Annotated in this window: 16 protein-coding genes; 8 read left to right on the forward strand and 8 right to left on the reverse strand. The window is 45.9% G+C overall.

Annotation, left to right across the window (positions count from 1 at the left end):
- Positions 1–81 precede the first annotated feature (81 nt).
- The 3 genes from QUB14_RS10845 (at position 82) to QUB14_RS10855 (ending at position 1,779) form a co-directional block, all read left to right on the forward strand.
- Positions 82–747, forward strand: coding sequence for a hypothetical protein (locus QUB14_RS10845; RefSeq protein WP_333216966.1), 666 nt, complete (start codon positions 82–84; stop codon positions 745–747).
- 147 nt (positions 748–894) lie between these two features.
- Complete coding sequence (locus QUB14_RS10850; RefSeq protein ID WP_333216968.1) at positions 895–1,317, forward strand: DUF202 domain-containing protein; 423 nt, start codon at positions 895–897, stop codon at positions 1,315–1,317.
- A gap of 39 nt (positions 1,318–1,356) precedes the next feature.
- Positions 1,357–1,779, forward strand: coding sequence for a DUF202 domain-containing protein (locus QUB14_RS10855; protein ID WP_333216970.1), 423 nt, complete (start codon positions 1,357–1,359; stop codon positions 1,777–1,779).
- Between the two features lie 130 nt (positions 1,780–1,909).
- Here QUB14_RS10855 and QUB14_RS10860 read toward each other — a convergent pair whose 3' ends face one another.
- Positions 1,910–3,331, reverse strand: a complete 1,422-nt coding sequence (locus QUB14_RS10860) for a transposase (RefSeq protein ID WP_333216972.1) — start codon at positions 3,329–3,331, stop codon at positions 1,910–1,912.
- 162 nt (positions 3,332–3,493) lie between these two features.
- Here QUB14_RS10860 and QUB14_RS10865 point away from each other — a divergent pair, with 162 nt between their 5' ends.
- From QUB14_RS10865 to QUB14_RS10875, 3 genes are all read left to right on the forward strand, one after another.
- Positions 3,494–3,709 (forward strand): hypothetical protein, encoded by a 216-nt coding sequence (locus QUB14_RS10865; protein ID WP_333216974.1) that lies wholly within the window; start codon positions 3,494–3,496, stop codon positions 3,707–3,709.
- 172 nt (positions 3,710–3,881) lie between these two features.
- Positions 3,882–4,385, forward strand: a complete 504-nt coding sequence (locus QUB14_RS10870; protein WP_333216976.1) for a hypothetical protein — start codon at positions 3,882–3,884, stop codon at positions 4,383–4,385.
- 304 nt (positions 4,386–4,689) lie between these two features.
- Entirely contained in the window at positions 4,690–5,484 is a 795-nt protein-coding gene (locus QUB14_RS10875; protein ID WP_333216978.1) for a sulfite exporter TauE/SafE family protein, read from the forward strand.
- 228 nt (positions 5,485–5,712) lie between these two features.
- Here the strand turns inward: QUB14_RS10875 and cysK are convergent, their stop codons facing one another.
- Both cysK and QUB14_RS10885 read right to left on the reverse strand, forming a co-directional pair.
- Positions 5,713–6,693 (reverse strand): cysteine synthase A, encoded by a 981-nt coding sequence (gene cysK / locus QUB14_RS10880; RefSeq protein ID WP_333216980.1) that lies wholly within the window; start codon positions 6,691–6,693, stop codon positions 5,713–5,715.
- Between the two features lie 18 nt (positions 6,694–6,711).
- A complete protein-coding gene (locus QUB14_RS10885) occupies positions 6,712–7,149 on the reverse strand; it encodes an Rrf2 family transcriptional regulator (protein ID WP_333216982.1) in 438 nt (145 codons plus the stop codon).
- 110 nt (positions 7,150–7,259) lie between these two features.
- On the opposite strand from QUB14_RS10885, the gene QUB14_RS10890 reads away from it, so the two are divergent.
- Positions 7,260–7,493 carry a hypothetical protein gene (locus QUB14_RS10890; protein ID WP_333216985.1) on the forward strand — a complete coding sequence of 78 codons (234 nt, stop codon included), beginning with the start codon at positions 7,260–7,262 and terminating at the stop codon, positions 7,491–7,493.
- A 470-nt stretch (positions 7,494–7,963) separates the two neighbouring features.
- Here the strand turns inward: QUB14_RS10890 and QUB14_RS10895 are convergent, their stop codons facing one another.
- The 5 genes from QUB14_RS10895 to QUB14_RS10915 form a co-directional block, all read right to left on the reverse strand.
- Positions 7,964–8,548: a Crp/Fnr family transcriptional regulator gene (locus QUB14_RS10895; protein ID WP_333216987.1), complete on the reverse strand. Its 585-nt coding sequence runs from the start codon at positions 8,546–8,548 to the stop codon at positions 7,964–7,966.
- Positions 8,549–8,635: 87 nt separating this feature from the next.
- Positions 8,636–9,367 (reverse strand): serine O-acetyltransferase, encoded by a 732-nt coding sequence (gene cysE, locus QUB14_RS10900; RefSeq protein WP_445251833.1) that lies wholly within the window; start codon positions 9,365–9,367, stop codon positions 8,636–8,638.
- A gap of 156 nt (positions 9,368–9,523) precedes the next feature.
- A complete protein-coding gene (locus QUB14_RS10905) occupies positions 9,524–11,467 on the reverse strand; it encodes an ATP-binding protein (RefSeq protein ID WP_333216991.1) in 1,944 nt (647 codons plus the stop codon).
- 216 nt (positions 11,468–11,683) lie between these two features.
- A complete protein-coding gene (locus QUB14_RS10910) occupies positions 11,684–12,715 on the reverse strand; it encodes a sulfate ABC transporter ATP-binding protein (RefSeq protein WP_333216993.1) in 1,032 nt (343 codons plus the stop codon).
- Positions 12,716–12,888: 173 nt separating this feature from the next.
- Complete coding sequence (locus QUB14_RS10915; protein WP_333216995.1) at positions 12,889–13,146, reverse strand: hypothetical protein; 258 nt, start codon at positions 13,144–13,146, stop codon at positions 12,889–12,891.
- 86 nt (positions 13,147–13,232) lie between these two features.
- Between QUB14_RS10915 and gltD the strand changes: the two genes are divergently transcribed.
- The gene (gene gltD, locus QUB14_RS10920) at positions 13,233–14,717 is read left to right on the forward strand and encodes a glutamate synthase small subunit (RefSeq protein ID WP_333216997.1); all 1,485 of its coding nucleotides are present in this window, start codon (positions 13,233–13,235) and stop codon (positions 14,715–14,717) included.
- Positions 14,718–15,125: the final 408 nt, after the last annotated feature.

Here is a 15,125-nt window from a genome sequence, read left to right on the forward strand (position 1 = left end):
GTTCGTTTTTGCCTAAGTCCTAAGATAGCAAGCAAACAGAAAGTGGGAAAAAACCTGACAACCTAGAAAAGGACAAAAATTGTGAAAATCTTCAAATTTGTTTTAGTGCTCTTGGTAATGGTCGCCAATTTAGTATTCGTTCCCCCCTCCTGGGCCGACGCTCCAAAAACGCCGAGATATGCGAGCAATCCCGACTACATAGAGGTGAGTGAAGCTCTGAACACTCTCAAGGCAGCGAAAGACTCACCCGATACCGCCCAGAATTATACCCCTGAGGAACTCAGGAAAAAAATCGCTCAATTGGAGTTTCAAAAATACACTTTAGAAACGGGAAAACCTTGGGGTCAGTGCCGCAACGAAACTGGAAAAACCCTGGCTGTCTACGGCCCCAAACGCAAAAAAGCAGCGGAGTCTTCTTACGAGAATGCCCTTTATTTTCTAGCTGACGGCCAAACAACTGAACATAAATGGGATTGCGATGGCATTTATCTGCCCAGCGATGTCAATGCAACCGATTTAAGGTCAGCAGATCAACCTTCACAACAATTGACTGGCGGTCTAGCTGTTAAGATAGTTGACGGAACTCAAGTTGTAGCGAGAGCTAATCCCGATACGGCGGCTGTAGAATTCAACGTTCCTACTGCTAAAATTTTCCAGCCTGGGGATGCGAATTGGTTTGTTCCTGATGTGACTCAGGCTTACATAGATTCGCAACTTCCCAACGCACCTACTGAGGAAAATGATTAGTTTTGGTGAAGTTGTAATGCGATCGCCTGTGTAAAGCCCGTTGCAACGCCAGAACCCGCCGGGGATCGATCCCCGGCGGATAATCGTCCCAGCGAAAATATATCGGTTTCCCTTCTTAATTTGGCGTTAAAATTAAAAGGTTTATCTATGCTATTAAATTGGAAATCCACGAAAGTAAATACAGAAAAGATTAAGCGACCAAATCCGTCGCGGGTGCGGGATCACTTGGCAAACGAGCGCACTTATTTAGCATGGATGCGGACAGCAATATCGCTGATGGGTTTTGGGGTAGTTATCGTGCGCCTTCGCGCCTTTCATCCCCCTCTGCTGCCAACTCCCGGCAATGGTTGGAAGTTAGGTTTGCTTTTTTCAATAGTGGGTTTACTGACGGTGCTATTATCAACTAAGCACTACTTCGGCGTCCGCGAGGATATCGATTACGATACTTATGAACCTACCGATCGCTGGGTAATTCTTTTCAGCCTCGCGATCGCCATCCTAGGGGCTGGGGTAATTTATTATATGTTCACCGTTCCTTCTAGCTTAGAAGGTTTGATGGCACCAGAATAAGGGCGCAGGTTTTATATCAATCTTAAAGAGTTCGATCGCGTGCAATTATCGTTCAAACCGATGCAAGTAGATGATGAGAAACGAACGCAGCAAAATCTGTCGCGGGCGATCGATCGATCGGCAAATGAGCGCACCTTCTTAGCATGGATGCGGGCTGCGGTCGCCCTCATGGGTTTTGGCGTCGTCATCGTCCGACTTCGCGTCGTGCAAATGCCCGTACAGTACCGCCTGGGGATGGGGTGGAAGTTGGGTTTAATCTTCTCTCTCATAGGTTTGGGGACAGTCTTCATCTCAACTTTGCACTACTTCACCGTTCGCCGCCAAATTGACGAGGATACCTACGAACCGTCAGATTGGTTGATATTCGTCTTCAGTTCGGCTGTCGGCTTATTGGGGATTGGAGTAATTTATTTTATCTTTGCAGCCGCCGTCAGCCCAAGTAGTTTTGTAATACCCGATTGATTGTCAACAGGAGTTAACTATGAACAGCGATACAGTTGCCACGATCGCTTCCATTATCATCTTAGGTGCTGCTATCTGGGCAGCATTCGTAGTGCTGGAGACTGTCGCGAAAATAGTCCGTGACATACTCCTACACCAACTGAGTAAAGTATGGTGTAGGCTTCTTTGCAGCCCGATGAAGGGTATACAAAATTTCCTTCGCGGTACTATCATCCATAGTTCCTACTACAGAAAGATTCCCACTACGGCATTTTATACTGGGGAAAATGTCCAACCCCAGTCTTTTCAAATTAATCGCAGCATTAATATCACGATCGACCATCAAAGAATTTTGCTCATCCCAATAGTCTCGAATACCGCAATCGGTGAAAATAATTTCATTCCGATAACTGAGAACCATTGAGGTATAAGCAGGTTTTTGTGGAATGACGACTGCTCCAGCTTTTTCGGCTATGTAGTCCAGCGTCTTAAAAAAATGACCAAACGCAGCGTCTAACCAAGATTTATTTAGTCCCGATTTAGCTGACTGGCCGTTTGGAAGGTAAGTGCCATTATCATCTTGCTTGACTTTGTTTCGTTTAGTTAAGCCCTTCAAGTTTAAGTCTTCATGAAAAAAGAATTTAGCTCCCGACCTTACTAATTTTTGAGCAGTCTTATAGTGAAAATCTTGACGAAAACGAGCTATTTTTTGGTGTTGTTTTGCTTCTTTTTTAGCTAATTTACGTCTCGACTTAGAACCTCGTTTCCGTTTATTTCGTTTTGTTGAGATACGGTCTAACTTGGCTTGGTTTTTACGAAGCGGTTTTAACGAGGGTAACTTCTCCCCAGACGACGTTGCCAAATAGACATCTTCATTCAGCACTGCATCCAACCCAATTGAATTATCCCAATTTGGGCTAATTTTGTCAGGTATGAACTCGGGAACAGAAGAGTCTTCAAGCATTAATTGAATAAACCAACCATCAACCTTTCTGGTTACACTAGCTTGCTTGATGGTAAATCCATCGGGGATTGAGCGGTGCATCCGAACTTTTATGACCCCTAATTTCGGCAATCGAATATAAATCCAATTCTTGCGAACCAATTTAATCCAATCATTGTTAGCCGTAGAAAAAGTCATCGTTCGGTAATCTGCTTCAGTTTTAAATCGGGGTCTACCCGACTTTCCACCCTTACTATCACCTACGATAAACCGTTCAAATGCTTTATCTACTCGCTTAGATACATCTTGCAGGATAGTTGAGTCTACCTGTTTAAAATCCAAAAGTTCGCCACTATGAAAAACTTTTACCAAGTCTTTCTTAATGACGGGCAATTGTTGCTTTTGCGAGTAGTAGTTGGGCTTTTCCCTGGGTGCAGAGATACTGGCTATCAATGGACAAGCATTCACAGTAGTGCGATTCATCTCCCACCAATCAAAGCGATCACCTAACTGCCTGTTGTACCAATAACGGCAAATTCTCAACCAGTGGTTAAGAGATAGTTTCTGATTGGTGTCGGGATAAAATTGATACTGGTATGTTGTCTTCATCGCGCTACGACCTTTACGCATTTATTTAGTATAAACCTACCCAAAAATGCTATTCCGTGTCAAGCAATTAAAAAATTATATCGAACAACAAGATTGACCTATTGAATAAATATACTTGTTGTGCTTTGATGTCGTCATCCACCTGTTCATTCCTCAAAACTATACTTTTGAGGTCATAAACAGGTGGAATCAGGAGTCTCACGCGCCTTTCATCCCACACTAACCTTCGATCGGTATAGTGTGGGGTTTCCCGTCTGGCTAGCTAAATTGCTGGGCGTGACTGTCGCGATCGGGCTTTTGCTGGTTTACCTGCAATTTTACTGGGGCATAGACAATGCATATCTTTGGCAAACTGTCAAGCATTTGCCTGAAACTTTCAATTTCTCGATCGGCGCCTAAACTAACACTAGCCAGCATTCTCAACAACCTCTCCCGGATAGATATTTTTGTACTGGAAACAAAGTATATTTAGCCGAAAACCCACAAAATACGGTAACTAGATTGACTTACTAGACATAACTCATTTGGGCTGTTAAACTACGGTAAGTCGATCGAGTAATGAGCTATTAACGTGGAAAACGCTAAAAAAGTCATTGAAGAGTACCAGCTTGCAGGACAACTGACCCAACAGTTGCCAGAAGCTAAGGGCTTTAACGAAGTCTGGTTTAAAAAGATCCGAGGCGGGTTGCTTCTGGCAATTGGATATTTGCTATCACCGCTGTGTTGGTGGAACGACATATTTTTCAATCTGCCAATTGCCTATGCCTTTGGGTATATCTGTAGCTTGCTTTCCCAAGATTTACTGTTTCCTTGCACAATTGTCGGCTACTGGCTTTCCAATATTGCGGGAATTCTGTTGATGCAGCTAGGAACTTTAGATTTTTTTACAGACAAACCCAAGGAAAAAAACTTCAAGAAAGAGTTATTGACGGGTTTAGTATCATCAACCGCCTTCACTCTTGTCATTGTGGCATTGATTCATTTTAATGTTCTCGATACTCCCGATTTCTTTGCCGGCAAGGAGTCGGTTAACCTCAGCTCTACTTTACCTATGACGATCGTCACTTCAAGGTAGAAGACAAAATACAAACCCCATAAATCAATCCAGGGTTTTTGATCGGTTACACAGGTACATTTAAGAAAATCAGGGAGCTTTTACACTACAATTTCTGTAGTCTGGTTTATTTGCATTTACTTACTTTTACCAAGAATATTGTTGCTGAGAACGCGGCAACTCTAAAGCCTTGAAGAGACAAAATTTTGGTAAAAAGTATTGAAATGCAAGTGATATTTAGCCTGTGTAGCTGTGTTGTTGTAGCCGCCCAAGTTATCTATTTGTTGGTTGGCAGCGCTTAAATACACAGTTTTTGGGCATAACAGTGAACTACTTATTACTATCGTTTCTCAGCTTTTTTGTGGGCATTATCGTTGGTTTGACCGGAGTTGGCGGAGCGTCGCTAATCACCCCAATGTTAATTTTTGTCTTCCAGGTTCCGGCCTCAATTGCTATTAGTTCGGATGTCGTAGCTGCCACACTGATGAAAGTTGTTGGCGGCTTCAAACACTGGCAGCAAAAGACCCTCGACTTGCAAATAGTTAAGTGGCTGGCTTTGGGCAGCGTGCCCGGTTCGCTTACTGGCGTGTGGATTTTACACTGCATCAAATCCAGCGGAACTCAGGACTTAGACAGCATATTGCTGCGCTGTCTCGGAGTAGGGATTGCACTAATTGTCGCTTTATCGCTGACCAAATTAGTGGTCAAAACATTTTTCCCTAGTTTTAAATTGCCTTCGCCCGCTAAATGGGACTTAAATACTAATTATGGCCGTATTTGTACTGTGGGTGCAGCAGCAATTTTAGGCTGCATAGTGGGAATCACTAGCGTGTCTTCCGGTGCGATGTTTGCACTGTTGCTGATTGCTTTTTTCCGCCTGGATACTTCTAAATTGGTGGGTACAGATATTTCGCAGGCGGCAATTTTGTTGATGTTTACATCTCTGGGACACCTCAGCCTCGGAACGGTAGACTGGAGTTTAGTTTTGCCAATTTGGTTGGGTTCGGTGCCGGGAGTTTTGGTAGGTGCTAAATTCTGCCAAATTATGCCTCAACGCCCGCTAAAGTTTGTTATTTACGGAATGTTGGCGATGGCGAGTTGGAAGTTGTATCAAGTCTGAAAAGTAGGGTAAGGTCAGGAGTATTGCTGTCAACAAATATGCGCTTTCGGTGCAGTCCGGCAGGGGTTTAAACCCCTGCCTCAAAGCTGAAGTCCTCTGAAGAGGACTATTAACTCATTAGTCCTCTTCAGAGGACTTTCGCTTTGAGCCAGGGAATTAATTCCCTGGCGGTCTTTCGGGTTAAGCTGATAGCAATGTCGCTGTAATGACGCTCGCCCCTACTACTATTTAATAATTGCTGACTAATGCTTCGAGTTCCCTGACAGTCGGCAATTCTAAATCTTTGAACAAGACTGTACTGAGGTACCGTTCGCCATAAGAAGGCTGGACAAAAACTATCAATTTTCCAGCATTTTCCGGACGCTTGCCGACTTGAATTGCGGCACACAAAGCGGCGCCTGCAGAAATTCCTGACAACAATCCTTCTTCTCTGGCTAGTCGGCGACTGTAGGCGATCGCATCTTCGTCGCTAACTGCGATCACCTCATCAATTAACTCGGGTTTCAACACTTCCGGGATGAATCCTGCACCAATCCCTTGAATTTTGTGAGCACCAGATTTACCTCCAGAAAGCACGGGGCTGGTGGCTGGTTCAACTGCGATCGTCCTAAAACTCGATTTCCGCTGTTTAATTACCTCAGCAACTCCAGTAATCGTACCGCCGGTGCCAACTCCCGCAACTAAAAAATCTACTTTACCTTCTGTATCTTCCCAAATTTCCTCGGCCGTGGTTTCCCGGTGAATTTTCGGATTAGCGGGGTTGCGAAACTGTTGCAGCATGAAAGCGTCGGGGGTTTCTTCTACAATTTCTTCCGCACGGGCGATCGCGCTTAACATCCCTTCATGTCCCGGAGTTAATTCCAACTGAGCTCCGTAAGCTTTCAGCATCGATCGGCGTTCCGTACTCATCGTATCCGGCATAGTTAAAATCAGACGGTAGCCTTTCGCCGCCGCGATCATTGCCAAAGCAATTCCAGTATTGCCTGAAGTCGGTTCAACTAAAATAGTTTTCCCGGGTTGAATTAACCCCGCCTCTTCTGCAGCCTGAATCATGCTGGCTGCAATCCGATCTTTCACCGAAGCAGCCGGATTCATCCCTTCCAATTTGGCCACAATTTGAGCAACTACTCCTTCGGCTTGGGGAATTTTATTGAGCTGAACTAAAGGAGTTCTGCCAATTATTCCTGTAACATCCTTAGCAATTCTCATGGCTTAATTTCTCTCCATTTAAATGTAGTACATGGGATGTGCTTGTTTGCGAAGATCCCGCTGTTCGCACAAATCTTGTAATGTGTATTTGCCCAAAACCGCCAAAGATGCCTGTTGAGCTTCCTGCCAGATTTCTAGCACCGCAGTTTTTTCTATTGTTGCAGATTCCGAAACTTTTTGGGTGTTGCCGCTGCCGTCACCTTCGAGAGTCGAAAACACCTCTAGCAAAGTAATCTGCCAAGGCTCTTTCGCTAGCAAATAACCGCCTTTAGCGCCCCGCAGACTCTGGACAATACTTGCACGCCGCAGCACGGCAAGTATTTGGTCTAAATAGCGTTCCGGTATCTCTTGAGAAGCAGTAATTTCGTTTACTGTTAGGGGCGAATCCTTCGGATGGTGGCTCGCCAGTTCCAAGAGCGCTAACAGGGCGTATTCTACTCTAGAAGATAGTTCCACATTCCCCACTGGCGATCGAGTTTAAATTGTACATTATATAATAGTACACAATTCCGGTAGGCGTACAGGGGTTAGTATATTTTTATTACAAAAACGGTTGGAGGAATCCCGTGAGCAACGTAAATGTAGGTTTAAGCTGTCGGCACTGTCGGTTTTACGAGCAGCACGGGCACAGGGGCGGAAACTGCCTGATGCTCGGCGTGGGGGTACAGGGTGGGTGGAAAGCTTGCTCCTTCTTGGTTCCACCCTTTGCACCGTCTTGGGAATACCCAGAAGCGGGTAGAGCCCGAAAGTCTCAAATGTTGCAGGAAGCGAGTATTTTAGAGGCAATACCCCCGCCTTAAAGTAACTGCTAAGTAGGTAGGCGGATATATGCTGTGTCATCGTTAAGTTTATTCATACTGATATCTTGCACCATTGTCAGCAACAGGCAAGATGCCTGTTCCACAAGAAAATTTATCTTTTGTGGAACAGGCATCTTGCCTGTTCATAAAAGGCTAATTGAGAATGGTGCAACATATGAGTTCAGACTCACCTACTTAAGGGCAGTCAACAGGTGCGAGATATCGCATCTGTTGGCAGTGAGAAGAAAGAAATCAACACAAATAAAAAAGCAAGTGCGATGTCGCCCTTGCTTTTGAACTTATTGACGAGTCGAGGAGAAAATTTAATTAACGCACCTTCAATACAAATTATTTGTTGTCTAGAAAACTGTGAATTTGCGGGAATATCGCATTGTCACCGAAAAAATTATTTCGACCGCCTTCCTATCACCTACATCGGCGCTAGTAAACAATTAACAGTTAATAACCTTTTATATTTCGTAGTGCCAAACCTCGGAAGGTTGTAGAATAATCCGGTGGAGCGGCAGACGATCGATCAAGCCTTGCTGCTCAAAATGACCAAGGGTGCGAGTGACAGTTACGCGACTTGTACCGATAATTTCTGCAATGTCCTGGTGCGTTAAAATCATATCGATTAGATGTCCTCGCTCTACCTCAGAACCAAACCTCTTAGCCAACCAAGTTAATAGTTGATAGAGCATAAAATCAACTCTTTTGTAACCTCGCATTACCATAAAGTCTTCAGCCTGCTGAATGTGATTGAGCAAAATATCTCTATTTAGCCAGCGATCGCCCGATAGTAAAATTGCTTCGACTTTAGTGAGGCATTCAATTTGAAAAGGATCGCATTTTGATATCGGTTTGCCGATCGTATCGCCAGGCCCCCACAATCCCAAGGTGATAATTGTGCCATCTTCAAGCCACGTTACAGTTCGTACTACTCCAGTTTCAATTCGCCACAGAGCATTGCTTCTGTTGGGCAAGTGCGAGCGACGAGAAAATATATGTCTGCTCGTTTCATCAAAAGTTTTAGTGGAAAGAGAAGCAATAGTCATAGTCAGTTACTGAAAGAATAAAAGTTAGTTTGTCCAATGACAGCAGGATAGTGTGGCTGGCCAAAATCTATATAAATTAAAGCTTTACTAGATTCCTGCACCGTCTAAGAACTGTGTAATGAATAAATCAGAAGACAGGAATAATTCATGTTTTTCGACCTCTGCTTGCTCTGATTGAGTTGTTTTGAGCGGAGATAATTGAGATTTTAAAAAATCCACCTGCTCTTCTAAATCCTTAATTCTATCGAACAAAGCTCGAATCGCTTGAGCTTCCAAATCCGGTAAGCCTTGAGAATTTAGAGGATCTTCCACCTGCTTTTTCCGAGAGATAATGCGACCGGGTATTCCCACAACAGTGCAATCGCTAGGGACATCCCGCAGCACTACCGAACCCGCACCAATCCGAGCATTATTGCCAATTTGAATATTGCCTAAAACTTTAGCACCCGCTCCCACAACTACATTTTCTCCCAGCGTTGGATGCCGTTTTCCTATTTCTTTACCCGTGCCGCCAATTGTCGCTCCTTGATAAATTACAGCATAATCTCCAACGATCGCAGTTTCGCCAATTACCACCCCCATGCCGTGGTCGATAAACACGCCCCTACCAATTTTCGCTCCTGGGTGGATCTCAATACCTGTTAAAAACCGACTCAGTTGCGAAATCAAGCGCGGTACAAACGGCAAGCCAGCGAAATAAAGCCAGTGTGCTATCCGGTGCAAAAAAAGTGCTTGCAGTCCGGGATAGCAAAATAATACTTCCAGCCAGTTGCGGGCCGCAGGGTCGCGTTCGTAAATAATTTGCAAGTCACTGAACATATTTACTCTCGCCGTGTTTGGGTTATACAGTATCGGCAGTGCCGAGGGTTTAAGCTGCATAAAGCAGTATTGATTGTGGCATTCTTACATATAATACTATAACCCGACCGAATTACAGTAGTTAATGAGAAAAAAATTTTCCTTCCCCAGCCCTTTCTAAGCTGCCTCGGATATTTTCCGCGAAACAAACGGTACAGCTTGTCTGACTTCTTGCCGCAGCGGAATCTCGATCGAGAATTCCGTCCCCAATCCCGGTGTAGAATCGCAGCGCAGCGTACCTTTGTGCTTTTCTACGACAATTTTATAGCTGATGGACAGTCCCAATCCTGTCCCTTTTCCGACTGGTTTCGTCGTAAAGAAGGGGTCGAACAGCCGTTTTTTGACATTTTCTGCCATACCGGGGCCGTTGTCAGATATCCGCACAATTATTTTGTCAGGGATTGAATATTCTGTGGTTATGGCGATCGCGATCGGATTGGCTTTCGCTGTTTTGGGCCCGCGATCGAGGTTGTAACTCTCAAGGGCGTCGATCGCATTAGCCAGAATATTCATAAACACCTGATTTAATTGTCCGGCATAGCACTCTACTAAAGGTAAATTGCCGTAGTTTTTAACAATCTCGATCGGCGGGCGATCGCCTGTAGCTTTCAGGCGACTTTGCAGAATTAGCAGAGTGCTGTCAATGCCTTCATGGATGTTGACAGGTTTCATTTCGCTTTCATCTAAGCGAGAGAAATTCCGCAAAGATTGGACTATTTGAACAATGCGATCTGCTCCTATTTTCATCGAAGACAGCAGTTGCGGCAAATCTTTCCTGAGAAAGTCAAAGTCAACCTTTTCTAAATACTCTAAAATTTCCCCAGGAGGGCATAAATAGTGTTTTTGGTAGAGTTTAACCAACTCCAACAAATCGCTAGTATATGCGCTGGCGTGGTGAATATTGCCGTAAATAAAACTAATAGGATTGTTCACTTCGTGGGCGACACCAGCGACTAATAAACCCAAACTAGACATTTTTTCCTGCTGAATCAATTGACTTTGAGTTTGCTGCAACTCTTGCAAAGTTTGTTCTAGCCTTTGAGATTTAGCCGTGCGTTCTGCTGCTATTTTTTCAATTAAAGCGGTATAATTCCACAAGCTCATTAGATAAAGTGTCGCCGCCAAAGTTAAGATTGTCCCAAAAATTAAAACAGTCAAAGAACGCCAAAATCTTAGAGGAGTAATGTACTCTGGCGTTAGCCGCAGTTGCAGCAACCACCTGCGATTTTCAATATTGAGAATGCGGGTGCAACTGCTGCCATCCGGGCAGTAAGCTCTTTCCCCAATTTGAAGTTGATTTTTAATGTTTTCGTCGGTGACGATCCTTTTAGTCTTTGCTTCGTAAAAAGCAAGAAATCTTTCTGCTTCAGGAGCCATAGCATCTTGAAGATACACATTAACAAAGTTGAGTTGAGTTTCCTGTAAAGCTGACTTGACAATAGCATCAACGAGCAAAATTCCCAAAGCAAAACCTTTCAAATTTTCTGGATTTCTAGCAGGTAATTTTTGCGACCCTTCTGCGGTGTCGCCAGCAGAAATTTGACTAAAAATTGGCAGGAACACGAAAACGCTTGGTTGATTTTGTGAAGACCATTTTTGGCGGTCAGTCGCAATAATTTCTTGTCTTTTGGCGGCTTTTTCTAACGCTAGCCGATTGGCAGTCAAATCTAAACCTAAATCTATTTCATCAGTCAGGAATTGCGGAGAGTCAGAAACACTGGGCAGCCAAGCGATCGCCTTCAGGCTCGGATGGCGGTACAGGGCAGAACCAACGAATGTCTTCATTTCTGGTTTTTTAACGCCGTCAAATACGCTGTAAAATGCTCCAGCAGCACGAATTATTTCTAAATTGCTGCTAACATCTTTCTGAATGTCTGTAGCTATTTTGTCCAGCCGGTCTTGCAGTTCGGCTTGCATGGATTTGTATTCCCAATTGTACGCAACTGAAGAGGCGATCGCAGACAGTCCCAATCCTGCACAAAGTGTTAATCCTGCCTGGAGGTAACGGCGATAACTAAGTAAAGTGCTAGTTGCTAAATTCTTGAATTTGTTAGCAGTCATATTCTTCACCTATCTTTTTTTTAGTTCTTCCAGCCTCTGCCTGGGTTTTCTCGTTTTTCTCGTTCTCAGGCTCTGCCTGGGAATGAATTTCAGGAGGCTCTGCCTCCGATTTAGAGCCACGAGACAGCATTACCAGGCACAAGCCTGGTAACGATGTGGGAGCAGTGTTTTGTAGAAGCGCCCCGATAGTATTTTGAGTAAGATGCAGTCGCTGATTTAAATTGAATAAGCAGGGAAAGTCATCGCGTGTTTGGGCTTGACGTAAACGTGCTGATCTCGCGTTAACTGTAGAGAATCGAAGCGCTCGCGACTCACGTAAGCTGTTACTACTTGCTCGGATTCTAACACTAACTCGGTTTGTATTTCCCGCCCTAAATGAATGATGCGACTGACTTTTGCTAATGAAAAACCAGACTCCGGCTTAGTTTTAATTTCCACGTCGTGGGGGCGCAAAAACACTACGTCCGAATGAGCGGCTCCATTATTGCGAGCCGTTGTGCCGTTACTGGCGAACAAACCCGCAGCATTTGAGAGCACATTGACCGGCCCAATAAAACTCATCACAAAAGCTGATGCCGGTTTGTCGTAAATTTCAGCCGGAGTGCCAACTTGTTCGACTCTACCTTTGTTCATCACCACAATTTCATCGGCTACTTCCATAGCTTCTTCTTGGTCGTGAGTCACAAAAACTGTGGTGATGTTAACTTCTTTATGAAGGTTGTGCAGCCACGATCGCAATTCTTTGCGTACTTTAGCATCTAATGCTCCAAAAGGTTCGTCTAGCAGCAGCACTTTTGGTTGAACTGCGAGAGCTCTGGCCAAAGCAACCCGCTGCCGCTGGCCGCCGGAAAGTTGCGAAGGATAGCGATCGCCCAAACCTGTCAACTGCACTAAATCCAAAAGTTCATCAACCCGCCTGCTAATCGAGCCTTTAGGAACTTTGCGAATTTCCATCGCAAAAGCAATATTTTTCCTAATACTCATGTGTTTAAATAAAGCGTAGTGCTGAAACACAAAACCGATATGCCGTTCCTGCACCGACTGATGAGTAGCATTTTCACCCGTCAGGTAAATCTGACCGCTGTCCGGCGGTTCTAGCCCCGCGATCATCCTCAGCAGAGTCGATTTCCCGGAACCGGAAGGCCCCAACAGCGCGACTAAAGAACCCCTTTTAATTTCCAAATTCACGTTGTCAATTGCGTGGAAGGAGCCGAAGTGTTTCGATACGTTCTGAACTGTAATGCTCATGAGTTTATTTACCTATTTCAGGAGTTAGCCAAGCTAACCCCGCTTATCTGACCGATTTACAGTAGTATATCTTTAAAATAATATTTTGCAACACCTGTAACTTTTTGTATTGTATTTCGATGCCCTCCTCATGGTGACTGCGCTTCAAAGTCGACGCTGGCGGGCCCGAAGAGTTAACCGTCAGCGTTTGCAGATGTGGGATTATCGGTGACGTGCGATCGTCCGAGAGTAAGCGATGCTGAAATTACGCAGAAACCGGGTTTGATTGACGAAAATACTGCATCAAAACCTTTAAAACCTTTAATCCCCGTAAAAAACCCGCTTTCTTTGCTGTCGCGGTATATTTTACGGCTGCCGACAATTCCCCGACTCCCGGCGATATTGAAGATTTCAGGTAGGAATTGCTCAATCTGAGCTGCGATCGCACACAATTTAGATCACAATAGTTAATTCAGAAGCCCGCCAGCTTCACCTTTGAGAAACTGACAGAATAGTAAATTCTAACCAGAACACCACTATGGGAAAACCAACAGGCTTTATCGAATTCTTGCGCGAATTGCCCTCCGAACTCTCACCAGTCGAGAGAGTCCACAACTGGGACGAATTTCACCTGCCGATGGAGGAGGATAAACTCCGCACCCAAGGCGCGCGCTGCATGGATTGCGGCATTCCGTTTTGCCACACGGGCACAATTATCAGCGGCATGGCAAGCGGCTGCCCCATTAACAACCTCATCCCCGAATGGAACGACCTCGTATATCGCGGACTCTGGAAAGAAGCCCTAGACAGACTCCATAAAACCAACAACTTCCCCGAATTCACCGGCCGCGTCTGTCCCGCACCCTGCGAAGGCGCTTGCGTGCTCGGCATCAACAACCCCCCAGTCACGATTAAAAACATCGAAGCCGCAATTATTGATAAAGGCTGGGATGAAGGCTGGGTTACTGCCGAACCACCCGCCAAACGCACCGGCAAAAAAATCGCCGTCATCGGTTCCGGGCCCGCCGGTTTGTCCGCCGCCGCGCAACTAAATAAAGCCGGTCATTGGGTAACTGTATACGAAAGAGCCGATCGACCAGGCGGCCTGCTAATGTATGGCATCCCCAACATGAAGCTAGACAAAGAACAAGTCGTAATGCGGCGCCTGAAAGTCCTCGAAGACGAAGGGGTGACATTCGTCTGCAACACCGAAGTCGGCAAAGACTTACCAGCAGAACAACTGCTAAAAGAATACGACTCCGTTGTGCTCTGTACCGGCGCGACAAAACCCCGCGACTTGGGCATCCCCGGCCGCGAATTAAAAGGCATCCACTTCGCAATGGACTTCCTGACTGCGAACACCAAAGCAGTTTTAGACAAGAGTACCAACGATAACTTCATCTCCGCCGAAGGCAAAGATATCGCGATCATCGGCGGTGGCGACACCGGCACCGACTGCGTGGGCACCTCCATCCGCCACGGCTGCAAAAGCCTCGTACAGCTAGAAATCCTGCCCAAACCGCCCTCGGAACGCGCCGCCAACAATCCCTGGCCCGAATGGCCGAAAGTCTACCGTCTCGACTACGGCCAAGAAGAAGCCGCAGCCAAATTCGGCGACGACCCCCGCGGCTATCTCACCACGGCGACAAAGTTCGAGGGCGACGAAAACGGCAATGTCAAAGCTGTGCACACCGTTGAGGTGGAGTGGGCGAAAAACGAGAAAGGGCAGTTTATTCCGAATCACATCCCGGGCACGGAAAAAGTGTTGCCCGCACAGCTTGTGTTGCTAGCGATGGGCTTCCTCGGCCCGGAACAGCCCTTGCTGGATGCGCTGGGATTGGAACGCGACGCCCGCAGCAATGTGAAAGCCGAGCACGAAAAATATACAACCAGCATTCCGGGAGTTTTCGCGGCTGGTGACTGTCGCCGGGGACAAAGTTTGGTTGTTTGGGCGATTAATGAAGGGCGCGGCGTGGCCCGGGAGTGCGACCTTTATCTGATGGGGAGCACTGATTTGCCTTAGTTGGTAGGATTTACAGTACGGACACGGCGCCGTGCCTTTCGTCGCGTCAACTTAAGCTTTTTGTCCGCCAGTCCTCCCGCCTACCCGGCAGTCCGCCAGGGAATGAATTCCCTGTCTAATAGCGAAAGTCCTCTGAAGAGGACTAATCAGTTTACAAGTCTTTTTCTCAGTCCTCTTAAGAGGACTTTCGCTTTGAGGCAGGGGTTGAAACCCCTGCCGGACTGAGGGTTTAACGCCCTTGTTGACAGCATCGAGGACACGGCAGTGCGGTTTCCCTACGGTTGACAGCATCGAGGACACGGCAGTGCCGTTTCCCTACGGTTGACAGGATCAAGGACACGGCAGTGCCGTTTCCCTACCCCAAAATAATCGTAGGGGCGGTGCCCCCGTGCCCGCCCTCTCCTGTGC

It is taken from the genome of Microcoleus sp. B3-D2 (genome assembly GCF_036705345.1).
Classification (GTDB): domain Bacteria; phylum Cyanobacteriota; class Cyanobacteriia; order Cyanobacteriales; family Microcoleaceae; genus Microcoleus.

Coding starts and splice junctions, on each gene's coding strand:
- QUB14_RS10850 (WP_333216968.1), top strand. CDS start 895: ATGCTATTAAATTGGAAATCCACGAAAGTAAATACAGAAAAGATTAAG.
- QUB14_RS10860 (WP_333216972.1), bottom strand. CDS start 3,331: ATGCGTAAAGGTCGTAGCGCGATGAAGACAACATACCAGTATCAATTT.
- cysK (WP_333216980.1), bottom strand. CDS start 6,693: ATGAGAATTGCTAAGGATGTTACAGGAATAATTGGCAGAACTCCTTTA.
- QUB14_RS10895 (WP_333216987.1), bottom strand. CDS start 8,548: ATGACTATTGCTTCTCTTTCCACTAAAACTTTTGATGAAACGAGCAGA.
- cysE (WP_445251833.1), bottom strand. CDS start 9,367: ATGTTCAGTGACTTGCAAATTATTTACGAACGCGACCCTGCGGCCCGC.
- QUB14_RS10905 (WP_333216991.1), bottom strand. CDS start 11,467: ATGACTGCTAACAAATTCAAGAATTTAGCAACTAGCACTTTACTTAGT.
- QUB14_RS10910 (WP_333216993.1), bottom strand. CDS start 12,715: ATGAGCATTACAGTTCAGAACGTATCGAAACACTTCGGCTCCTTCCAC.
- gltD (WP_333216997.1), top strand. CDS start 13,233: ATGGGAAAACCAACAGGCTTTATCGAATTCTTGCGCGAATTGCCCTCC.